Genomic DNA, 22069 nt, shown 5'->3' on the forward strand with positions numbered 1-22069 from the left:
GCTCATCGGCTGCCCTCCCCCCTCGCGGCCGCCGCACCCGCAGCCCGCGACACCGGCACCGCACCGGCCTGCACAGCACCCGGCTGGGCACCGGCATTTGCACCGGCATCAGCTCCGGAGCGCGCCCCCACCCCCGGCCACGGCTCCGCCCAGCTCGGGGTGTGGGCAGCGCCCCCCGCCGTCCAGTTCCCCGGGACATGCGACTCCGCCGGATACGAGAACGGTCTGGGCTCCCCCGTGTCGTGCTCCGGCGCACGCCGGACCGGGCAGTGCGAGATGAGGTCGAGGTAAATGCCGTGAAATGCCGCCAGGTTCTGTTCGACCGTGAAGAGTTCGAGCGCCCGCGCACGCGCCGCCGCCCCCAGCCGCTCCCGGCGCGCCGGGTCGCGCAGCAGCGCGAGACAGGCATCGGCCAGGGCCCGGGGGTTGCGCGGCGGCACCACGAGTCCCGTACCGCCGATGACTTCGACCACCGCCCCGACGTCCGTCGAGACCGTCGCCCGGCCGCAGAACATCGCTTCCACCAGGCTCACCGGGAACCCCTCCACCACACTGGAGAGCACGACGACCGCGCCCCCCGCGTAGGCGTCGGCGAGTTCGGGGGTCTCCGGGCCGCCGATCTCATCGAAGGCCACGGGGTTGGAGCCGACGGCATGGGCGCCGACCGCCTCGTCGGGGAACAACTGCGCGGCCAGCGCCCGGCAGTGGGCGAGATAGGCCGCGCCATCGGGGCCTTCGGCCGGGGCTCCGACGATCCGCAGCACCGCGCCCGGTTCCTCCCTGCGCACCTCGGCGAAGGCGTGCAGCAGTGAGATCAGATCCTTGGCGGGCTCGATGCGCCCGACCCAGACCAGGGTCGCCGGGTCGCCCGCGTCCGGGCCCTCGCCCACGGAGGCGAAGCGTGCGGCCTCCATGCCGGGGTAGACCGTGCGCAGCCGCGCCGGGTCGGCGCCGCACTTCTCCTGCCAGCGGCGTGCGTGCGTGTTGCCGGGCGTGATCACCGCGGCCTGCCCGTACACCTCGGCGGCGAGTGCGCGGTGGAAGGCGGCGAGCAGCGCCCTTACCGGCGCGCTCCGGTCGCCGCCCGCGAGGAAGTGCGAGCGGAGCTGGACCCCGTACTCGGTGACCAGCAGCGGAACCCCGAAGAAGCGTTTGGCCAGCAGTCCCGGCAGCGCGGCAGTGCCGCCGGCCGTGGCGTGGCAGAGGTCCACCGCCCCCAGGGCGTCCTCGGTGTACCAGTCGAGGGAGAGCGGCCGCAGCGCGCGTTCGACGAGGTCGGCGAAGGCGAGGTGGTCGGGGACCCCGGCGGCCTGCACGGTGCGGTTCACGCCGGGCGCGCGACAGGCGGACTCCAGGACGCGCAGGGCGGTCTCGGAGCGGAGCGCCGTATGCAGGCCGCCGCGCTCCCTGGCCAGTTCGGCCAGGCCGTAGAGACCGGCCGCGAAGTCCGGCCCGCCGCCGCAGACGGCGGCCGCCAGTTCGCCGAAGTGTCCGGCGAAGCGGCGCCGGTCGCGGCGCCCGTAGGGGCGGCCCGCCACCGGCTCGGTCCAGAGCGGGGCGGTGCGCACCTGCCGTACCTGCGGCGGCAGTTCGACGCGGTCGGCCGCCTCCTGGTGCGCGCTGCGGCTCAGGGCGTAGACATCGAACTCGTGCTGCTCAAGACCGCGCACCAGCCGGTCGCACCAGAGCCGTGACTCACCTGTCGCATACGGATAACCACCGTCCGTAAGCAGTCCTGTCCGCACGAGCACACCCCCGTTCTCCCTCCAGACAGCCGCCGTTGGTGACGGCGACTCGCAGCGGGACGACCGTAAGCGGACAGAGAGGTGGCGCGATGGACGGTTGTCCATCGCGCCACCAGAAGGGGTGAACCGTCGTAACTTTCTCCCACCGATAGCGTTCCGTGGCGCTACGGTGCCTCTCGGTCACTCGGGGTCAGGCCGGAGCGAGCTCCGTACGGGCCGCGCGGCGCACCGCGGCGAGCACCGGGTCGAGCGTGGGGACGGCGGCCAGCAGCTGCTTGGTGTACGGGTCCTGCGGGGCGCCGTACACCGTGTCCGCTTCGCCCTCCTCGACGATCCGGCCCTGTCGCATCACGGCGACCCGGTCGCTGACCTGCCGTACCACCGCGAGGTCGTGCGCGATGAAGACCAGGGCTAGCCCCAGCTCCCGCTGCAACTCGGCCAGCAGGGCCGTGACCTGGGCCTGGGTCGTCACATCGAGCGCGGAGACCGCCTCGTCGCAGACGATCAGCTCCGGCTCGGCGGCGAGCGCCCGCGCGATCCCGACCCGCTGGCGCTGGCCGCCGCTGAACTCGTGCGGATAGCGCCCGTACTGAGCCGCGTCCAGACCGACCCGGCCCAGCAGGTCGCGGACCCGGTCCCGGATCAGCGACTCGTCCCGGTCGCCGCGCGCCCGCAGCGGGTCCGCGACCGATTCGCCGATGGAGCGGCGGGGGTTGAGCGAGGACACCGGGTCCTGGAAGACCATCTGCACCCGGCCCGCCCGGTGCAGGCGCCCCGACGTGGGCTCCAGTAGCCCGACGAGCATCCGTCCGAGTGTGGTCTTGCCGCTGCCGCTCTCGCCGACGATGCCCAGGGTCTCGCCGCGGTGGACGGCGAGCGACACCCCGTCGACGGCCGCGAGCGCGGACCTGCCCCGGCCGAACACCCGCCGTACGCCGACGGCTTCGACCAGCGGGGCTCCCCCGGCGCCGGCGGCCACCCGCTCCGGGACACCCCCGGCCGCCACCCCCGGTACGCGCACCGGCGGTGCCGCCGCCCGCTGAACCTGCTGAGTTTTCACGTCCGGTACTTGCGCCCGCTGATGGGCCTCCACCCGTGGCACCGCGGCCAGCAGCGCCCTGGTGTACGGCTCGCGAGGTGATCCGAGCACTTCCGCCACCGGCCCGCGCTCGACCGCCCGCCCCTCCTTCATCACCAGCACCTCGTCGACCGACTCCGCCGCGACACCCACGTCATGGGTGACGAGCAGCAGCCCCATTCCGGTCTCCTGCCGCAGCCCGTGCAGCAGATCGAGGATCTGCGCCTGCACGGTGACGTCCAGCGCGGTCGTCGGCTCGTCCGCGATCAGCAGCCGCGGCTCGCAGGCCAGCGCCATCGCGATCAGTGCCCGCTGACGCATCCCGCCGCTGAACTCGTGCGGTCGCGACCTGGCGCGCCGGACCGCGTCCGGGATGCCCACCCGGTCGAGCACCTCGACCGCCCGCGCACGGGCGGCCCGGCGTGAGGTCTTCACATGGACCCGGTACACCTCGGCGATCTGGTCGCCGATCGCGTAGTAGGGGTCCAGCGAGGAGAGCGGGTCCTGGAAGACCATCGCGGCCTTCCCGCCGCGCAGTCCGCGCAGCTCCGCGTCCGACGCGTTCCGCACGTCCACACCGGCCACCGTCACCGACCCGGTGACCTGCGCGCCGCTCCCCCGGTGCAGCCCGAGCAAGGCGTACGCGGACGCGCTCTTGCCGGACCCGGACTCGCCGACGACGCCGAGCGCGCCGCCCGCCTCCAGCGTGAACGACAGTCCGTCGACGGCCCGTACGGACCCGTCGAAGGTGACCGAGAGGTCCCTGACGTCGACCAGACTCACAGCAGGGTTCAGGACGGAACTCATGACAGGACCACCCGTCGGTCGGCCACCGCGTACAGCACGTCCGCTGCGGCATTGGCGAGCACCACGAAGAAGCCGGTGACCAGCACCATGCCGACCACCACCGGCAGGTCCACCACATTGACGGCGTGGACGAGTTCGCGTCCGATCCCGGGGATACCGAAGAGCGACTCGGTCAGTACGGCGCCGCCGAACATCGAGCCGAAGTCATTGGCGTTGAGCGCGATGACGGGTGCGAGCGCCCCGCGCAGCGCGTGCCGTCCGATGATGCGGCGCTCGCTGACCCCGTACGCGCGGAAAGTCCGCACATGGTCGTCGGCCAGCGTCTCCAGCATCGAGGCCCGGGTCAGCCGCGCGTACTTGGCGGACTCGATCAGCGCGAGCGAGAGCCAGGGCAGCAGCAGGTTCCACGCCCACTGCTGCGGGTCGTCGGAGAACGGTACGTACTGCGGATACGGCAGCCATCCCAGCGTCCCGCACACCACGATCATCAGCACCAGGCCGATGACGAAGACGGGTGTCGCGGTACCGGCCAGGGTGATCCCGGTGAGCAGCCGCTCGGTGGGCCGCCCGCGCCGCCAGGCGGAGAGCACACCGGTGCCGACCCCGAGGATCAGCCACATCACCATCGCACCGAACGTGAGGGAGGCGGTGACCGGCAGCTTGGTGAGGATCAGCTGGGTGACCTGCTGGTCGGTGCGGTACGAGAGGCCGAGGCAGGGCGCGTCGCAGTGCAGCACCGAGGTGCCGGTGGAGAAGTCCCGCCCGGCGAAGACGCCCTGGAGGAAGTGCCCGTACTGCAGATAGAGGGGGTCGCCCAGCCGCAGCTGCTCGCTGACCTGGTGCACCTGGACCGGTGAGCAGCGCGGACCGCAGGTGATCTGCGCGACGTCGCCCGGTGCGACGTAGAAGACCGCGTAGATGATCACGGAGATCGCGAGGAGGGTGACGGCGGCGCCGGCGAGGCGCCGCAGCAGGAAGCCCGTCATGTTCACGCCGCCGCCCCCTTCTCGCGCTTGCGTCCGGTGCCGATGCGCAGCCGGGAGGCGGCGCGCGGGTCGAGTGCGGTCCGTACGCCGTCGCCGAGCACCGTCAGCGAGACGACGGTGAGGAAGAGCATCCCGGCCGGGAGCAGCAGATACTGCGGCGCGGCCTGGTACCAGACGTCGGCCGATGTGAGCATCTGCCCCCAGGACGGGGTGGGCGGTTTGACGCCGACCCCGAGGAAGGACAGCGCGGCCTCGGCCGAGATGTTGGCGGGGAAGAGCAGGGCTGCGTACGTGATGACGGGCGCGGCCAGCGTCGGCAGGAGTTCGCGGCGGGCGATCTGCCACTGGTTCCAGCCGCTGAGCCGGGCCGCCGCTACATGGTCGAGTGACTTGAGGCTCAGCGTCGCGGCACGGACGATCTTCGCCGTACCGCCCCAGGCGACGAGGCCGATGACGAGCGCGACCAGCACCGGCCGCGGGAAGGTGTCGGGGACGATCGCCATCAGCGCGAGCGAGAGCACCATCAGCGGCATCGCCACGACGACGTCGGTGATCCGGCTGAGGACGTTGTCGACGAGCTTGTTGCCGAGTCCCGCCGCGATCCCGAAGGCGACACCGAGCAGTACCTGTACGAGGGTCGCGGCGAAAGCGACGGAGAGCGAGACCCGGGCCCCGTAGACCAGCCGGGCGAAGAGGTCGCGGCCGGTCTGCGGCTCGATGCCGAGCCAGTGGCCGGCGCTCATGCCGCCGAGCGGACCGACGGGGACGCCGCCGCGCGCCGAGTCGATGAGGGACAGGTGGTAGACGTTGGGATCCTGGCCCTCCAGGGCGGTGAGCAGCGGCGCGGCGAGCGCGGCCAGGACGAGCAGGGCGACGACGACCGCCGCCGCGGTGGCGGCGCGCTGTCCGCGCAGCCGCCGCCAGAACTGACGGGCCCCGGAGGCGGGGGCCGCGGCCGCGGTCCCCGCTCCGTCGGCCAACAGGGTCTGGGACATGGTTACTTGACCGCTGCCTGCGAGATGTCGAGCACACCGGTCCAGTCGCTGATCACGACGTTCCTGATCTCCTGGCCGTAGAGCCGCTTGTAGACCGGGTGGAAGAGCGGCACGGTCAGCGCCCGCTCACCGATCTTCTCGTCGAGCGCGCCCCAGCGCCGGGCGGCCGCCTTCAGGTCGGTCAGCTTGTTGATGGCGTCGATCTCCTTGTTGACCGAAGGGTCGTCCAGGAAGCCGGTGTTGAAGTTGGCGCCGTCCCTGACGATCTGGCGGCCGTCGAAGATCGGGGCTAGGAAGGGGCCGCCGGACGGCCAGTCGGCGCCCCAGTGGGCGAGGAAGAAGCCCGGTTCGGTCTTCGCGTTCTTGGTCTTGTCCTTGTAGTCGTTGTCCTCAAGGCCCTGGAGCCTGACCGTGATACCGGCCTTCTTCAGGGACTCCTGGAGGGCGGTGGCGATCTCCGGGCTGGTCTCGAAGTCCTTGGCGTTGGAGTGCGTCAGGGTGACGGTCAGGCCCTTGGCGTAACCGGCCTCCTTCAGCAGCGCCTTCGCCCTGGCCGGGTTGCCGGTGGCGCCTGCCGGGAAGTGGTCGTACGGCGTGTAGCCGAAGGACTTCTGGTTGGGCAGATAGGTGGTGGCCGGCTCGGCGAGCGCGGAGCCGCCCGCCGCGTTGATCACCGAGGAGCGGTCCACCGCGTACGAGATGGCCTGGCGCACCTTCGGGTCGTCGAACGGCTTCACCTCCGGGTTGAAGGCGATGTAGTCCGTGTAGCCGAAGTGGCCGGTGCCGACGCGCGCGGCGAGTTTCTTGTCGCCGCTGACCTTCGCCAGCTCGGCCGGGCCGAGGTTGGTGTCGGTGGTCACGGCGGCGGCGTCCGCGCCCTGGGAGGCGGCGAGCCGCTGGTTGATGACCGAGGAGTCGAGCCCGGAGCGGACGTCGATGGTGTCGGGGTATGCCTTGCGCTCGCTGTCGGTCTTCGCCGACCACTGGGTGTTGCGCGCGAGGGTGATCCGCTCACCGTCGTTCTCGTTCTTGACGACCCTGTACGGGCCCGAGGACAGCGGGTGTTCCTCGTACTTGGTGCCGGTGTCCTTGGCCTTCGGTACGGGGGTCGTCTGGGTCTGCGTCGCCAGATACGGGAACTCGCCCTCGGGCTTGTTCAGATGGAAGACGATGGTGCGGTCGTCGGGCGTCACGATCGAGTCGAGGCTCTTGCCCTTCTTCCCGTCGGCTCCCGCCTTGTACGGGCCCTGGTACCGGGCCCCGCCGATGAGCCAGTCGCGCAGATACGGCGCCCCGCCGGACAGTTCGGCGGCGAAGGACCGCTCGATGCCGTACTTGATGTCCCCGGACGTGATGGGGGTGCCGTCCTCGTACCGCAGCCCCTTCTTGAGGGTGTACGTCCAGACGGTGGCGTCCTTGCTGGGCCTGCCGATGTCGGTCGCGAGGTCGGGGACGACCTTCGCACCGTCGGCGCCGTTGGCACGGTGGCGGGTGGTGAGCGTACGGAAGACGAGCGAGGGGACGTTGCCGCCGCCCGATGTGTAGAGGCGCGCGGGGTCGAAGTCCTCCTGCGGCGCGCTGTTGAGGACGGTGAGCTCGCCGCCCTTGTGGGGCGCGCCCTGGGCTCCGGACGTGGCGCCGGCGCTGTCCTTGGGGCCGGCGCAGGCGGCAGCGCCCAGGGCCAGAACCAGACTCGCGGCCGCCACGGACGCTGTGCGCGGGGACAGATGACGCATCGGGGAAGCACCTCTCGGTGTGCTGAAGTGTGCTGAACGCGGAAAGTGACAGGGATCCGCACAGGCAGCAGCGCCGGAAGAGAGCACCGGGGAAACAGAAATGCCGCGCCTGCGGGTGGAAGAGGCCCGGGCGCGGCAGGGGAAACGGCCGACACGCGCCGGGGCAGGCGGTGTCAGCGACAGAGAATGTCGGCGACGCAGTGCCCGGTCACGCCGAACAGCACCAGCTCAAAGGCGGTGTGATCGGGGGACTCGGGACGCGACATGCCGAGAAATATGAACGACCCGCCGACTGATGTCAACGTGGATGGACGCCAGGGCGAGACGGCCGTCTCAGCCAGTGGGATACACCCAGGGGTTGGCCCGGCACTTGATCCCGCCGATGTCCAGCGACTTGGTCTGCTGCTGCATGACCGGCGCGAGCGCACCGGGGGTCTGGCAGGTCACATGGTTGTGGCCGAGCCGGTGGCCGACTTCGTGGTTGATCAGCATCTGCCGGTACGCATAGATCTTGCTGTCCCCGTAGGTCTTCGATCCCTGGGCCCAGCGGTACGCATTGATCATTACGCGGTCGGTGGCAGCCGAATCGCAGGACACATTCTCTTCGAGGGTGTCGAGACCGGATTTGGCACACCAGTCGGCGGTGGTGACGGGACTTGCCAGCGTAATCACGAAATCCGGCCGCCCGGACGAAATACGTTCGAATGTCTTGGCGCCGTTGTGCGCCCAACTCCGTTTGTCGTTCAGGGTCTTCTGGATCGCGTCGGCGAACAGCGTGCCGTCGAGTGCCATTCCCTTCTCGATCTCCACCTGGTAGCGGTATTTGCGCCCATGGCCCGGCGCCTTGGCCGATCCCCCGACCACGGAGAAATCACCCGACGCCTTGAGTTTCGGGGAGAGCGGATACAGCTTGGACATTTTCTGCGTGTAGGTCAGCGGCACCGTGGCGGCCTTCGGCTTCACCCGGTTGTCACCGCGCGAGGCGGCCCCTTCGCCGGTCGCCCGGCTGCCCGGGCCCGTGGCCCGGTTGTCGCCGCGGCTGTCGCCGCCGCCCATGACCTGGCCGGCCACCACGACCCCGAGGACGGTGATCACGGCGGCAGCGGCGATCCCGGCGAAGGTACGGCCCTTGCCGCCCTTGCCCTCGGTGCCGTCCTTGCCTGTTGCGGTGTCACCGGTTCCGTTGCCGCTGACGCCGGAGCCGTCGGGAGCCGCCGAGCCGGCGGGCGTTCCGGAGGTGTCGAGAGTTCTGGAGCCGGCGACCGGGGTGGCACCGGTGACCGGGCTGGAACTGGTGACGGCACCGGGACCGCCGGTACCCGACTCCGCACCGGAGAGGTTGGTGAAGGCCTCGACGAACTCCTTGCGGGGGCCGGGGACTTGGGGGCGCCGCTGCTGGACGCCCTGCCAGGACCCGTACCGCTCGGGACCCGGTGCGTCCCACTCGGACTGCTGGGGATGGCCGCCGCGCACCTGCGGCGGCGCCGTCTCCCCGGAAGTCCTCCTGCGGCGTCCGGTCCCCGCACCCGCACCTGCCTGGGCGCCGGGGCTCGCCCCGTCAACGGCGGTATCGCCGGAGACGTCCTCCACGCTCCGAGGCACACCCTGAGGCACACTCTGCGGCGCATCGTCCCGACGGCTGTGACGTCCCACTCCCCGGATCAGCTCCCACTGCTGTTGTTGTCGTCCAGCAACTCCCGGAAGGCAGTCGCTACCAGCTCCGGGTACTCCATCATGGCCACATGCCCGGCATCGGGCAGCGACAGCAGCCGGGAACCGCGGAAAGCGGCAGCCGCCTTGCGGGCCATACGGTACGAGACGAGCTGGTCCCGGACTCCGTACACCAGCAGCGTAGGGGCCAGCACCCGCTGCGCCTGACGCCACAGCCCGTGCTGCCCGCCCAGTGTGTACGCATCGACGATGCCGCGCGCCGACCGGATCATGGCATCCCAGAAGTACGGCAGCCGAAGGCGCCGTTCCATCTCCTCGACCGCGTTGCGCAGGCCGTCGTCGCTGACGCGCGACGGGTCGCCGTAGCAGAGCCCGAGCATGCCGCGGGTACGCATCTCGGGTGTCCAGTCCTTGGTGAGCCGCTGGAAGAGACCGGCGACCCCTGGCACCGCGAGCAGCGCGGTGGGCATGGCCGTGCGCTGGACGCGCAGGTCGGGCAGTGCGGGCGAGATCAGGGTGAGGGTGCGCACCAGATCGGGGCGCAGGGCGGCGACTCGGGTGGTGACCGCGCCGCCCAGCGAATTGCCGATGAGATGGACCGGGCCCCGGCCGCTCGCGTCGAGCACCCGGATCACCGCACGGGCGTGCCCGGTGACCGAGTAGTTCCCGTCGTCCGGCGGCGGCGAGTCGCCGAACCCGGGCAGATCGAGCGCCTCGCTGTCCACGATGTCGTCGATGAGAGGCATCAGCGCCGACCAGTTCTGCGAGGAACCGCCGAGCCCGTGCACGAGGAGCGCGGGCGGCAGTCCCGCACGCGCCGGGGGCCGGGACCGCACGGTCAGCGTCAGCCCGGGAAGCGTGACGGTCCGCAGGGCTTCTCCCGCCGCGATCCGTACGGTGCTCGCCCCTGTGGCCGGGACGGCGGCCGCGATTCCGGGCAGCTCGGTCGAAGACATAAGGCGATGTTACGAGACGATCACACGGGTATCCGTGTGTTGGCGGTCACAGACGCATCGCGCTCAGGGCCCAGGGCTCCTACTCTCGGTAGGGAGGGAAGGGGATGCAATCATGCCGACCGAGCGGAGCCACAGGACGGACCCCCGATACTCCGATGCCGAGAATGCCAAGATCTCCGACGGCACCGGGACGGACCCGGAACCCCAGAACGCCGAGGACGTCGAGGCCGATCCGGCCGACGCCGCGGAGCAGCGGAAGGATCTCACTCCGCAGGAGGACGACCCGCTGACCGGCATCGATCCCGCGAATGCCAACGAAGCGGACGCCAGCGAGCAGGCCCGGGTGGTTCCCGTCGACGAGGACGACTACCGGTGACAGCGCTTCCCCGGCCGTCCGGTCCGTGAAATTCTGCGTCCGCACAACACACAGCCGGGTTACCCAAAAGTACGATGGCGGGCAGCGACGCACCAGCGTGTGCTTGTTCAACTGAGCTTGTTCAATCATTGGGAGGCGGCGTGACAGCCATCGAGCAGACCGAGGCAGCACGTCCGCGGGGTACGCGGCTGCCGCGCCGCGCACGACGGAATCAGCTGCTGGGCGCCGCCCAGGAGGTGTTTGTCGCGCAGGGCTACCACTCTGCGGCGATGGACGACATCGCCGAGCGTGCCGGTGTCAGCAAGCCCGTGCTCTACCAGCACTTCCCGGGCAAGCTCGATCTCTACCTGGCCCTGCTGGACCAGCACTGCGAGTCGCTGCTCCAGGCGGTCCGTACGGCCCTGGCGTCGACCACGGATAACAAACTGCGCGTGGCGGCGACGATGGACGCCTACTTCGCGTACGTCCAGGACGAGGGCGGCGCGTTCCGGCTGGTCTTCGAGTCCGATCTGACGAACGAGCCGGCCGTGCGCGAGCGCGTCGAGCGGGTCTCGCTCCAGTGCGCCGAGGCGATCTCGGACATCATCGCCGGGGACACCGGGCTCTCCAAGGAGGAGTCGATGCTGCTGGCCGTGGCTCTCGGCGGTGTCTCCCAGGTGGTGGCCCGTTACTGGCTCTCCAGCGAGTCGGGCATCCCGCGCGACACGGCGGTGCAGCTGCTCACCTCGCTGGCCTGGCGCGGCATCGCGGGCTTCCCGCTGCACGGCAGCGACCAGAGCTGACCCGGGCCGGGGCCGTGTTCGCTGCGGGCGTGCGGTGCTGACGTCTTACGGGCCGCCGGGCCCGGCTAATGTGTGCTGCGTACGGCGCGGCTGACCGCGCACCGCACGACCGTCGGAGGGACATAGCCGTGGAGGTCAAGATCGGGGTTCAGCACGCACCCCGGGAGATCGTTCTGGAGAGCGGGCAGTCCGCCGAGGAGGTCGAGCGCTCGGTTGCCGACGCGCTGGCCGGCAAGGCGCAGCTGCTCAGCCTCACGGACGACAAGGGCCGCAAGGTCCTGGTACCTGCCGACCGCATCGCGTACGTGGAGCTCGGCGAGCCCGCGACCCGCCGGGTCGGGTTCGGCGCTCTCTAGGCAGAGCTCCGCAGGCCGCACAGCGGCAGGACGGACGACGGGAACGGCCCGGCGGTCAACACGACCGCCGGGCCGTTCCCGTGCGTGTGGTCCGGCGGCGCCAAGGATTGCGTTCCACGGCCGCCGGGTAAGACCGACATCAGTAAAGGATCAGTCGGCTCACAGCTGACTCACAGCGGCGCGCGGAAGGGACGACATGCTCTGGGAAGCCCTCGCATCAGTACTGCTCGGCCTGGCGCTGGCCTGGTACGCGACACGGAAGCTGCCCACCCGCCTGCCGTCCCGGCACGTGGTGCTGGCCACGGGCCCGGTCGGCGCCCTCTTCGGCGCCTTCCTCACCCGCTCCGCACTCGGCCCCGGCCACGGCCCGGTGGTCCTGCTGGGCGCGGTGGTGATCGGAGCGGTGGTGCTCTCCCTGCTGCTCCGCCCGGGCCACCGGATCCGGCGGTCAGCGGCGGTGTAGCCCGCGCCACGGCCGCCGCCCAGCCCCGGGAGGGCCCGAGTTGCGCGGGCCGGGGGATCCGGTCAGGCGGCCAGGCCCAGTGCGGCCATCCGCTTGGTGTGGGCCTCGGTGATCCTGGTGAACATCCTGCCGACCTCCGCCAGGTCGAAGCCGTCGGAGACACCGCCCACCAGCATCGTGGAGAGCGCGTCCCGGTCCGCCACCACCCGCTGGGCCTGGCTCAGAGCCTCGCCCATCAGACGTCGCGCCCACAGCGCCAGGCGGCCGCCGACCCGGGGCTCCGCCTCGATCGCCGCCCGTACCTTCTCGACGGCGAAGTTGCCGTGCCCCGTGTCGTCGAGCACACCGAGCACCAGCTCGCGGGTGTCGGTGTCCAGCCGGGCCGCCACCTCGCGGTAGAAGTCACTCGCGATCGAGTCGCCGACGTACGCCTTGACCAGGCCCTCCAGCCAGTCCGACGGCGCGGTCTGGCGGTGGAAGTCGTCCAGGGCCTGGGCGAAAGGCTCCATGGACGCCGTGGGCTCCACATCGATCGCGGACAGCCGCTCGGCCAGCCGCTCGAAGTGGGAGAACTCGGCGGACGCCATTTTCGCCAGGGCCGCCTTGTCGCCCAGCGTCGGCGCGAGCTTGGCGTCCTCGGCGAGGCGCTCGAAGGCCGCCAGCTCTCCGTACGCGAGCGCGCCGAGCAGGTCAACGACCGCTGCGTGGTACCTCGGGTCGGCCGACGCCGTCTCCCAGTTCTGCGCGGCGATACCGGTCTGTTCCTTGGCGGTGTCAGGCGTCTGCATGGACCGCACAATAGCGCTCCGTCCGCCAGGGATGAATTGCCGAGCGCGGCCCCCGGCGGGATGCGGGCCGGGATGTACGGAAGGTGCGGGCGCGCCCCTGGTGAGAATCGGGCGGAGACCGGGCGGGGCCCCTGTGACCGGGGGGAACACGGTGCCGGGAGAGGTCGGTGTGGGCGCGGTGGACCAGTGTGGCTTTGGTCTCCTGATGAATTCACCCAACGCACCTGCGGGATTTGGGGGTACAGTGGTAATGCGCCTGTCGAATGTTCAGCATGTTCGGTGGGTCATCCGAATGAGGATGCCCGGTCGGTGGCCCGATCGGCTCCATCTGACCGCCCTCACCAATTCGATGTGAGGGGCCCCCTCAGCGGCACGAGCGCTTGAGCGAAGGCAGTGGTCCCGCGCCAGTCGGCACGGTACGACCCCCTTGTTCGCCTCGGTCCGCGTCTCACAGAAGAGGCAGCACCCTGACTACGTTCCGAGACCTCGGTATTCTCACCGAGACCGCCGAAGCCCTTGAGGCCGTCGGCATCACGTCCCCCTTCCCCATCCAGGAGATGACGCTCCCCGTCGCGCTCGCCGGCTCCGACGTCATCGGCCAGGCCAAGACCGGCACCGGCAAGACGCTCGGCTTCGGACTGCCGCTCCTGGAGCGCGTCACCGTCCCCGCGGACGTCGAGGCGGGCCGGGCCAAGCCCGAGCTGCTGACCGACGCCCCCCAGGCGCTCGTCGTCGTCCCCACCCGCGAGCTGTGCCAGCAGGTCACCAACGACCTGCAGACCGCCGGCAAGGCCCGTAACGTCCGGGTGCTCGCCATCTACGGCGGCCGGGCCTACGAGCCGCAGGTCGAAGCGCTGAAGAAGGGCGTCGACATCATCGTCGGCACCCCGGGCCGGCTGCTCGACCTGGCGGGTCAGAAGAAGCTCAACCTCGGTCACATCCGCGCGCTCGTCCTGGACGAGGCCGACGAGATGCTGGACCTGGGCTTCCTCCCCGACGTCGAGCGCATCATGAGCATGCTGCCGGCGCGCCGTCAGACGATGCTGTTCTCGGCGACCATGCCCGGCGCGGTCATCAGCCTGGCCCGCCGCTACATGTCGCAGCCGACGCACATCCGCGCCACCTCGCCGGACGGCGAGGGCCAGACGGTCGCGAACATCACCCAGCACATCTTCCGCGCGCACTCCATGGACAAGCCCGAGCTCGTCTCGCGCATCCTCCAGGCGGACGGCCGCGGTCTGGCGATGATCTTCTGCCGCACGAAGCGGACGGCCGCCGACATCGCCGAGCAGCTCGCCACCCGCGGTTTCGCCTCTGGCGCGGTCCACGGTGACCTCGGCCAGGGCGCCCGCGAGCAGGCGCTGCGCGCCTTCCGCAACGGCAAGGTCGACGTTCTCGTCTGCACCGACGTCGCGGCCCGCGGTATCGACGTCGACGATGTGACGCACGTCATCAACTACCAGTCCCCCGAGGACGAGAAGACGTATCTGCACCGCATCGGCCGCACCGGCCGAGCGGGCAAGTCGGGTACGGCGATCACCCTGGTCGACTGGGACGACATCCCCCGCTGGAAGCTGATCAACAAGGCGCTTGACCTGCCGTTCGACGAGCCGGAGGAGACCTACTCCACCTCGGCGCACCTCTACGAGCTGCTGGGTATCCCCACCGGTACGAAGGGTGTCCTGCCGCGCGCTGACCGTACGCGCGCCGGGCTCGGCGCGGAAGCGGTCGAGGACCTGGGCGAGACCGGCGGCCGCGGCCGCAAGGCGTCCGTGCCCGCTCCCGCCGTGAAGGAGGAGCGCGCCCCGCGTACTCCCCGCCAGCGCAGGCGCACCCGCAACGGCGCACCGCTCACGGAGTCCGGCGCCGCCGCCCCCGCGGCGGAGGCCGTGACCGAGCGGTCCGCACCGGCGGACCAGGCCGACAACGCCGACGAGGTACGCGCGCCGCGCCGCCGCCGCCGGACTCGGTCGAGCGGCGCTGACACCCAGACCGCCGTCGCCGAGGCAGCTGTGGTGGCTCCGGCAGCACCGGTGGCCGAGGCTGAGGCACCTGCCGCGGTCAAGCCGAAGCGGACCCGGACCCGGACGGCCAAGGCGACCGGTACGAAGGCCGCCGAGGCCGAGGCTCCGGCAGCCGCAGCGGCCGAGCCGGAGACGGCTGAGGCGAAGCCGAGGCGCCGCCGCACGAGGGCGCCGAAGGCGGCACAGCCCGAGAGCTGAGACCGATCGCTGGTGGCCCGGACCCTGTGAGCGGGGTCCGGGCCACTGGTGTGTCCGGCCCCGGAGTTCCGCCTCTCCGGGAACGGCACTGCCGGAGACGCTAGCCTCATGTCATGAGCAGGCCTCTCACCTTCGCGCCGCCCGCCGGCACTCACGCCGGCCCCCTGCGGACATCTCGCGGCACCTTCGCATCGCTGGTGACTCCCGCCGCGGGGTCCGCTGCCCCGGAGCCCCGGCCCACCGTCCTTCTGCTCCCCGGGTTCACCGGGAGCAAGGAGGACTTCACCGCGATGCTCCAGCCGCTCGCCACCGCGGGCTACCGCGTGGTCGCCGTCGACGGGCGGGGGCAGTACGAGACCCCGGGCCCGGACGACCAAGCGGCTTACACACAGGGTGAGTTGGCCCGGGACTTACTCGCACAGGCAGCGGCGGTCGGCACCCCCGTACATCTGGTCGGGCACTCGCTCGGCGGGCAGATCGCCCGTGCGGCGGTGCTGCTCGACCCGGCGCCGTTCGCGTCCCTGACGCTGATCTCGTCCGGCCCCGCAGAGGTCACCGCCGCCCAGCAGCAGAAGATCAAGCTGCTGACCGACGCGCTCGCCAGGCTGGGGATGGAGCAGGTGTGGGAGGCGATGCGCGCGATGGGTCCGCCGCAGGACGCCGACACGGACGGTGAACCGGCCCTGCGGCGGCGCTGGTTGATGCACAATCCGGCCCAGCTCATGGCGACCGGGCGGCAGTTGTCGACCGAACCGGACCGGGTGGACGAGCTCGCCGCCCTCCCGCTCGCCCGGCATGTCGTGTCGGGCGAGAGCGACGACACCTGGCCGGTGCCGCTGCTGGACGAGATGGCCGTACGGCTCGGGGCGGTACGGAGCGTCATCGCGGGCGCCGAGCACTCCCCCAACACCGACCGGCCCGAGCGGACGGCCGAGGCGCTGACCGCGTTCTGGGACCGGCACTGCGGCTGATCAGCTCATCAGTACTGCGACTGGCCGGTACCCCAGCCGGTCAGTACTGCGACTGGCCGGTACCGCAGCCGGTCAGTACTGCGACTGAAGGTGGTTCCAGAAGCCGTCCCGCAGCGCCCGCCGCAGGTCGCCGTGGCCGCGCAGCGACCGCTGGAGCAGCCGTTCCGCGTCGACCAGCAGATCCTGGTCCACCGGACCCGGCAGATAGGGGCGCCCCGGCAGCAGCTCGGCCAGCGTCTGGCGGCCGCGTTCGGAGAGCCAGGTCGCCGCGATCTGCGCACCGATGAAGCGGACGTCCTCGCGGGACGGCGGCGGCGTCCCCTCCTCGTACACCGTGACCGGGCGGCGCCCCACGTACGGCTTCCAGAAGTCCAGGTCGAAGGTCCGCTGGCTGTCGACCTCCCAGAGCAGCGGCTCGGCCTGGTTGCGGCCCTCCCCCGCCTCGATGCCCCAGAGGTGGACCCGCGCCCCGTACCCCTGGGCGGCCTCGACGGCGGAGACCAGGTCCTCGTCGCCGCCGACCAGCGCGGCATCGCTGATCGCGCGGTGCCTGGCGAGCGATTCCAGATCCGTGCGGATCAGGGAATCGACGCCTTTCTGCTGGTTGTTGGCGTTCAGATTGCCGAGGCGGACCTTGACGTCCGGGAGTTCGGCGATGGACTGCTGCTCGGGGGTGTGGATACGGCGCCGGGCGCCGTCGTACCAGTACACCCGGAGCAGCCTGCTGTCCGCGAAGATGGTCCGCGCCCTGTCGATGAACGCCTCGATCAGGCCCTCCGCGTCCAGGTCGAACGATCTGCGGTCCTCATTCCCGGTGACCAGCAGGCCGGCGGCTGCGTACACATATCCGGCGTCGACGAAGATCGCGTGCGTGGAGGGTGTCTTGGACACCTCGGAGAGCACGCGCTGGAGGAGCGCGTTGGTGCGCTCCAGCTGGGCGCTGATATCTGGATCGTTCATACGGGGTTCATTCTCTGTGGCGTCACGGAGTGAGCACAACCTGCGGCCCGACCCATCGGTCGTTAGGCTGACGAAAATTTTATTTAGCGTAGGGAATGTTTGCCGGGGGCAACCCGTTGTCACCTACGGAACGTGTTGCACGCTAATCACGCAATCACCTCTTAACGGACGGGCAACCGTCCGGACTCAGCGCGGGACGAGACTGTGGGAACCCGCACCAGTAGTTCTCCTAGCAGGAGGATCAGACGAAGGGAGAAGCCTTGCGCTTCGAAATCATGCGACTCGATGACGTCGATGGCTCCGCCATGGACAGCACCGTCGTAGACGCCGCCTCCGTCAACCGGATCGTGCAGCAGGCCGCCGCAATCGGCCAGCGCATCTACATCCGCCCGGCCGAATCGTCGGCCTCGTAACAGCGGAAGATTTTTCAGACGAAGCGCCCCCGTGCAGATGCACGGGGGCGCTGTGCGTCCCCCACCGGGCGTCGGGACCGGGCCATGCGGGTCAGGCGATGCAGGTCAGGCGATGGGCGCGCTCATCCGGCCTTGATGACCTGCGTGATGCCGTTGATGATCTGCTGCACCGCGATCGCGGACAGCATCATTCCGGCGAGCCGGGTCACCAGCACCACACCGCCGTCCTTGATGACCCGGATGATCAGCAGTGAGTACCGCATGGTCACCCAGAGCACCACGTGCATGGCGACGATCGCGGCCCACACGGACACCTGCTGCGCCACGGTGGACGCGTGCTGCACAGCGAGGATCACCGAGACGATCGCACCGGGCCCCGCCAGCAGCGGCATCCCCAGCGGCACGAGAGCCACATTGACGTCCTTCGTCTGCGTCGGCTCGTCGGTCTTGCCGGTGAGCAGGTCGAGCGCGATGAGCAGCAGGAGCAGCCCGCCGGCGATCATCAGCGCCGGTACGGAGACATGCAGGTAGTCCAGGATCTGCTGGCCCAGCAGACCGAAGACGGTGATCACCCCGAGGGCCACCGCCACCGCCTGCCCGGCCATCCGGCGCTGGACCTTGGCGGGTCGGCCCGCGGTGAGGGCGAGGAAGATCGGGGTGATGCCAGGGGGGTCCATGATCACGAAAAGCGTGACAAAGAGGGATCCGAAAACGGCGACGTCGAACACAGTGAGGGCCTTGCTTGCGTGGAGAGAGTGAGCGGGGACGGTGGTACCGGAACGCGCGGATGCGGGCCGGTACGGAGGTGGCACCGCGGAGTGCCGCCGGAGAGCGGCACACCGGAAGGTGACAGAACGGGAGAGGGCGGGAGCCATCGGGCACCGGACCCGCGTACGGTCCGGGCGGGGCGGGGCGTTGCTAGGCGGAGTGTCCGCCGGCGCCCGGCACCGGGAAGGCCCCGGTCGCGCGCCGGGTGATCTCGCCGTAGACATCGGGATGCGTCGTACACGCCCCGAGTTCCACGAATTTCCGGCTGCCGTGATAGTCGCTGGAGCCCGTGATCAGCAGCCCCAGGTCGGCGGCGAGCCCCCGCAGCCTGGCCCGGGTGGGCTCGTCGTGGTCCATGTGGTCGACCTCGATGCCGTCGAGGCCGCAGGCGGCCAGATCCGCGATCACGGACTCGGGCACCACCCTGCCCCGCTTGACGGCCTGCGGGTGGGCGAAGACGGTGACGCCGCCGGCCTGCTTGACCAGCCGGACCGCGGTGAAGGGGTCGAGTTCGTGCTTCTCGGCGTACGCGCGTCCGCCGTCGGCCAGCCACTCGCCGGTGAAGGCGTCGGACACGGTCTCGACGACCCCCAGCTCCACCAGGGCGGTGGCGATGTGCGGACGGCCCAGCGAGGCGTCTCCGGCGATGCGCGCCACCTGCTCCCAGGTGATCGGGACGCCCAGCTCCTGGAGCTTGCGGACCATGGTGCGCGCACGCGGGACGCGGTCGTCCCGTACGAGTTCGCGCTCGCGCAGGAACTCCGGCTCGTCGGGGTCGAAGAGGTACGCGAGCATGTGCAGACCGATGCCGTCGGCCTCGGCGGTACCGGCGAGCCGGCAGGAGAGCTCGGCGCCCGCGACGAGGGTCAGCTCTGCGGGCAGCGCCGCGCGGGCCTCCGCGTGGCCGCGGGTCGAGTCGTGGTCGGTGAGGGCGACGACATCGAGTCCGGCGGCGGCCGCGTTGCGCATCAGCTCCGCGGGGGTGTCCGTACCGTCCGAGGCCGTGGAGTGGGTGTGCAGATCGATGCGCACGACACGGGACTCCGGAGCTCGGGGACGTAGGACGGTCCGTCCAACAGGGGACGTTCAAGGGTAACCGGCGTACGAAGCTGTCCGGGCCGGGTCACGGAGGGCCCGCATCACTCAGCTCCACCCCACGGGCCTACCGGCTGCACCGGCTCGCGCAGGCCCGTCAGCCCGCCGTCAGCCCAGGATGCGCGGGGAGAGCGCCCCGCACGGCAGCAGTTCCACTTCCGTGCCGACTTCGCGCAGGTCCGTGAGGACCAGTTCGTCGTACATCAGCAGCCCCGACTGCTCGGGCCAGAGGATCGCCCACAGCCAGAGCCCGCGCGCCTCCCCCGCGAAGACCGCACGATCGGTGGGGGACTCGATGCGCCAGAGCGGGGTGGGGCGGCCCGCGGCGAGCACCTTGGCCTGCGGGGGTTTATTGACGTCGATGTACTGGCCGGGGTCGGGGCCCTCGATGCCCGCGTACCGCGCGCCAAGCCCGACGCCCAGCTCCTCGGCCACCAGCAGCAGCTCCCCCGGGCCTTCGAGCGGGCCCGGGCCCGAGCAGGCCACGGCGGTGGCGCGGCCCCCGCTGCGGTCGTCGCCCGCGCTTACCACGCCCGTGAAAAGCCAGCCGATGGGCAGCGGCCACGGCATCCACACAGGCACCCGCGCGCGGCTGGCCACCACCTCCAGCGCGTCGACGCTGGGCGGGAGAACCGGCTGCAGCGGATAGATGACGCCGTCCACGTCGCACTGCCACGCGTCGGCGAAGAGGCCGGGTGCCCTGACCCGGCCGCCACACTTCGGGCAACTGGGTTCGCCCCTCATACCTCCCAACGGTCCTCCCCGGCGGTCAGCACGTCAAGGACGATCACCCGTCCGCCGCGCACACGTGCGGAAACTAGATGCATGTTGCATTCATTAGCCTCACTAACTTATTATGTGTATAACACAACGTTCTGGCGCGGCGATCAGGCGCCAGGTTCCAACCGAGAGTGAGGGCGTCCCATGCCAGGAGAGGATCCGTTCGACGAAGGGGCCGGAAGCATCCTGCGCCAGCCGATGGCCGTCTGGGCCACGGCGGGAGCTTCGGTCGTGGCCTTCATGGGGATCGGACTGGTCGACCCGATCCTGCCGTCCATCGCCAAGGGGCTGCAGGCCACACCGAGCCAGGTCTCGCTGCTCTTCACCTCCTACTTCCTGATCACCGCCGTCGCGATGCTGGTCACCGGCTGGGTCTCCAGCCGGATCGGCGGTAAGAAGACCCTGCTGGCCGGGCTCGCCCTGGTCGTGGTCTTCGCCGCCCTCTCGGGCACCTCGGGCTCGGTCGGGGAACTGGTCGGCTTCCGGGCCGGCTGGGGGCTTGGCAACGCGCTCTTCGTCTCCACCGCGCTCGCCGTCATCGTCGGCGCGGCGGCGGGCGGCAGCGCCGCCGCGATCCTGCTGTACGAATCAGCGCTCGGCCTCGGGATGGCCTGCGGGCCGCTGGTCGGCGCGCTGCTCGGAAACGCCAGCTGGCGCTACCCCTTCTTCGGCACCGCGGCGCTGATGGCCATCGGCTTCGTCTGCATCTCGTTCCTGCTGAGGGAACAGCCCAAGCCGGCCAGGAAGACCTCGCTGCTCGATCCCATCAGGGCGCTCGGCCACGGCGGACTCGCCTCCGTCGCCGGATCGGCCTTCTTCTACAACTACGCGTTCTTCACGGTGCTGGCCTTCACTCCGTTCGTGCTGAACATGACGCCGTACAAGTCGGGCGCGGTCTTCTTCGGCTGGGGCCTGCTGCTCGCGGTGTTCTCCGTACTCGTGGCGCCCCGGCTCCAGAAGCGCTTCGGCACCCTCAAGGTGCTGGGTGCCTCACTGGTACTGCTCGCCGCCGACCTGGTGGTCCTCGGCTACGGCAGTCACACGACGGCCATCGTCTGCACGATCCTCTCCGGTGCCTTCATCGGCCTCAACAACACCGTCTACACGGAACTGGCGCTCGGCGTCTCGGACGCGCCGCGCCCGGTGGCGAGTGCGGGCTACAACTTCGTCCGCTGGTTCGCGGCGGCCGCCGCACCCTTCCTCGCCCCGCACATCGAGGGCTGGACCGACATCCACATCCCCTTCGTGGTGGCCGCGGCCGCCGCGGTGCTGGGCGCGCTGGTCGTATGGGTACGGCGGACGGCGCTGACCCACGAGGCCGAGGAGCTGGAACCGGTCCACGCGACCGAGGACGGTGTGTCCGCCTTCGTGAACTGAACCGGCCGGACGAACAGTCAGGCCGGAACGGAACCCGACTGACAGTCCAGCAGAACAGAACCGGGCCCAGCCGGCCGATCAGTCCAGCGGAACGGACCTGCGCAGCGGATCGCGCAGGTCCGTTCCGCGTGCCAGCCAGCGCTCCTGGAGTTCCGCGGCGCCGTGCACCCGCTTCCACGCCGCCTCGTTGTCCGTCATCGGCAGCAGCGGCAGAAAGCGGACCGGGTCCAGCGGCGCGTCCAGCTCCAGGTCCTCGACCAGCCCGCCGGGCTCGGCGACCAGCACCGAGCTGAACGGCGCGTCGCTCCACAGCGGTTCACCGACGTCGAGCGAAGCGCCCGGCGCCACGATGACGCCCTCGACCTGCGGCGAAGCGGCCAGCACCGCGAGCGGGCGGAGCACCTTGTCGGTGTCGGCGAGTCCGGCACGCACCGAGAGGACCAGCTCGGCGCGCGGCCCCTGAACCGGGTCGGCGAGGGTGGCGGTGGGGTCGGACATGGGGTGCGCGGACATCCCGAGCGTGGCGTAGCGGACGACGGCCGGATCACGGGCATCCATGAAGCGCAGCACCTCGATCCGGTCCGTACCGAGGAACGTCACGGCCGCGCGGGCGTCCGGCTCGCCCAGCGCTGAGCGCAGCCGGGCTTCGACCAGAGCGAGAACATCTGCCATGAGCCAGAGCATAGAGCGCGTATCGAACAGGCAAAGTGGGGGCTTGACGCTTCAGCCGACTGATAGTCTTGG

Annotated in this window: 22 protein-coding genes; 8 read left to right on the forward strand and 14 right to left on the reverse strand. The window is 70.7% G+C overall.

Annotated features, from left to right (window positions below; translation table 11 throughout):
- Nucleotides 1–2 precede the first annotated feature (2 nt).
- The 8 genes from OG452_RS10770 to OG452_RS10805 form a co-directional block, all read right to left on the reverse strand.
- A complete protein-coding gene (locus OG452_RS10770; RefSeq protein WP_327295395.1) occupies nt 3–1745 on the reverse strand; it encodes a DUF3492 domain-containing protein in 1743 nt (580 codons plus the stop codon).
- Between the two features lie 190 nt (nt 1746–1935).
- Complete coding sequence (locus OG452_RS10775; RefSeq protein ID WP_327295396.1) at nt 1936–3630, reverse strand: ABC transporter ATP-binding protein; 1695 nt, start codon at nt 3628–3630, stop codon at nt 1936–1938.
- Entirely contained in the window at nt 3627–4616 is a 990-nt protein-coding gene (locus OG452_RS10780) for an ABC transporter permease (RefSeq protein ID WP_327299587.1), read from the reverse strand. The genes OG452_RS10775 and OG452_RS10780 overlap by 4 nt, the downstream gene beginning before the upstream one ends.
- A gap of 2 nt (nt 4617–4618) precedes the next feature.
- Nucleotides 4619–5611 (reverse strand): ABC transporter permease, encoded by a 993-nt coding sequence (locus OG452_RS10785; protein WP_327295397.1) that lies wholly within the window; start codon nt 5609–5611, stop codon nt 4619–4621.
- A 2-nt stretch (nt 5612–5613) separates the two neighbouring features.
- Nucleotides 5614–7347, reverse strand: coding sequence for an ABC transporter substrate-binding protein (locus OG452_RS10790; RefSeq protein WP_327295398.1), 1734 nt, complete (start codon nt 7345–7347; stop codon nt 5614–5616).
- Nucleotides 7348–7520: 173 nt separating this feature from the next.
- The gene (locus OG452_RS10795; protein ID WP_327295399.1) at nt 7521–7613 is read right to left on the reverse strand and encodes an Ms4533A family Cys-rich leader peptide; all 93 of its coding nucleotides are present in this window, start codon (nt 7611–7613) and stop codon (nt 7521–7523) included.
- Between the two features lie 67 nt (nt 7614–7680).
- Nucleotides 7681–8937 (reverse strand): DUF3152 domain-containing protein, encoded by a 1257-nt coding sequence (locus OG452_RS10800; RefSeq protein WP_327295400.1) that lies wholly within the window; start codon nt 8935–8937, stop codon nt 7681–7683.
- A gap of 71 nt (nt 8938–9008) precedes the next feature.
- Nucleotides 9009–9974, reverse strand: a complete 966-nt coding sequence (locus tag OG452_RS10805; RefSeq protein WP_327295401.1) for an alpha/beta fold hydrolase — start codon at nt 9972–9974, stop codon at nt 9009–9011.
- Nucleotides 9975–10146: 172 nt separating this feature from the next.
- On the opposite strand from OG452_RS10805, the gene OG452_RS10810 reads away from it, so the two are divergent.
- The 4 genes from OG452_RS10810 (at nt 10147) to OG452_RS10825 (ending at nt 11951) form a co-directional block, all read left to right on the forward strand.
- Nucleotides 10147–10350: a hypothetical protein gene (locus OG452_RS10810; RefSeq protein ID WP_405565583.1), complete on the forward strand. Its 204-nt coding sequence runs from the start codon at nt 10147–10149 to the stop codon at nt 10348–10350.
- A 140-nt stretch (nt 10351–10490) separates the two neighbouring features.
- Nucleotides 10491–11132, forward strand: coding sequence for a TetR/AcrR family transcriptional regulator (locus OG452_RS10815; protein ID WP_327295403.1), 642 nt, complete (start codon nt 10491–10493; stop codon nt 11130–11132).
- Nucleotides 11133–11260: 128 nt separating this feature from the next.
- The gene (locus OG452_RS10820) at nt 11261–11488 is read left to right on the forward strand and encodes a DUF3107 domain-containing protein (RefSeq protein WP_266853361.1); all 228 of its coding nucleotides are present in this window, start codon (nt 11261–11263) and stop codon (nt 11486–11488) included.
- A 196-nt stretch (nt 11489–11684) separates the two neighbouring features.
- The gene (locus tag OG452_RS10825; protein WP_327295404.1) at nt 11685–11951 is read left to right on the forward strand and encodes a hypothetical protein; all 267 of its coding nucleotides are present in this window, start codon (nt 11685–11687) and stop codon (nt 11949–11951) included.
- 62 nt (nt 11952–12013) lie between these two features.
- Here the strand turns inward: OG452_RS10825 and OG452_RS10830 are convergent, their stop codons facing one another.
- Nucleotides 12014–12739 carry a ferritin-like fold-containing protein gene (locus OG452_RS10830; protein WP_327295405.1) on the reverse strand — a complete coding sequence of 242 codons (726 nt, stop codon included), beginning with the start codon at nt 12737–12739 and terminating at the stop codon, nt 12014–12016.
- Nucleotides 12740–13296: 557 nt separating this feature from the next.
- On the opposite strand from OG452_RS10830, the gene OG452_RS10835 reads away from it, so the two are divergent.
- Together OG452_RS10835 and OG452_RS10840 are read left to right on the forward strand one after the other, a co-directional pair.
- Nucleotides 13297–14961, forward strand: coding sequence for a DEAD/DEAH box helicase (locus OG452_RS10835; RefSeq protein WP_327295406.1), 1665 nt, complete (start codon nt 13297–13299; stop codon nt 14959–14961).
- Between the two features lie 113 nt (nt 14962–15074).
- The gene (locus tag OG452_RS10840; RefSeq protein WP_327295407.1) at nt 15075–15932 is read left to right on the forward strand and encodes an alpha/beta fold hydrolase; all 858 of its coding nucleotides are present in this window, start codon (nt 15075–15077) and stop codon (nt 15930–15932) included.
- A 72-nt stretch (nt 15933–16004) separates the two neighbouring features.
- On the opposite strand, the gene OG452_RS10845 is transcribed toward OG452_RS10840, so the two are convergent.
- A complete protein-coding gene (locus tag OG452_RS10845) occupies nt 16005–16892 on the reverse strand; it encodes an NYN domain-containing protein (protein WP_327295408.1) in 888 nt (295 codons plus the stop codon).
- 275 nt (nt 16893–17167) lie between these two features.
- Between OG452_RS10845 and OG452_RS10850 the strand changes: the two genes are divergently transcribed.
- Nucleotides 17168–17305: a hypothetical protein gene (locus OG452_RS10850; RefSeq protein ID WP_327299889.1), complete on the forward strand. Its 138-nt coding sequence runs from the start codon at nt 17168–17170 to the stop codon at nt 17303–17305.
- A gap of 122 nt (nt 17306–17427) precedes the next feature.
- Here OG452_RS10850 and OG452_RS10855 read toward each other — a convergent pair whose 3' ends face one another.
- From OG452_RS10855 to OG452_RS10865, 3 genes are all read right to left on the reverse strand, one after another.
- Nucleotides 17428–18033 (reverse strand): MarC family protein, encoded by a 606-nt coding sequence (locus OG452_RS10855; protein ID WP_327295409.1) that lies wholly within the window; start codon nt 18031–18033, stop codon nt 17428–17430.
- Between the two features lie 190 nt (nt 18034–18223).
- Nucleotides 18224–19105: a PHP domain-containing protein gene (locus OG452_RS10860; RefSeq protein ID WP_327295410.1), complete on the reverse strand. Its 882-nt coding sequence runs from the start codon at nt 19103–19105 to the stop codon at nt 18224–18226.
- 171 nt (nt 19106–19276) lie between these two features.
- Nucleotides 19277–19912, reverse strand: coding sequence for a DUF6758 family protein (locus OG452_RS10865; protein ID WP_327295411.1), 636 nt, complete (start codon nt 19910–19912; stop codon nt 19277–19279).
- A 180-nt stretch (nt 19913–20092) separates the two neighbouring features.
- Between OG452_RS10865 and OG452_RS10870 the strand changes: the two genes are divergently transcribed.
- On the forward strand, nt 20093–21325 hold the full coding sequence (locus OG452_RS10870) for an MFS transporter (RefSeq protein WP_327295412.1): 1233 nt from the start codon (nt 20093–20095) through the stop codon (nt 21323–21325).
- Nucleotides 21326–21403: 78 nt separating this feature from the next.
- Here OG452_RS10870 and OG452_RS10875 read toward each other — a convergent pair whose 3' ends face one another.
- The gene (locus tag OG452_RS10875) at nt 21404–21997 is read right to left on the reverse strand and encodes a suppressor of fused domain protein (RefSeq protein WP_327295413.1); all 594 of its coding nucleotides are present in this window, start codon (nt 21995–21997) and stop codon (nt 21404–21406) included.
- Nucleotides 21998–22069: the final 72 nt, after the last annotated feature.

Origin of the sequence: Streptomyces sp. NBC_01197 (genome assembly GCF_036010505.1) — a bacterium.
GTDB lineage: Bacteria > Actinomycetota > Actinomycetes > Streptomycetales > Streptomycetaceae > Streptomyces.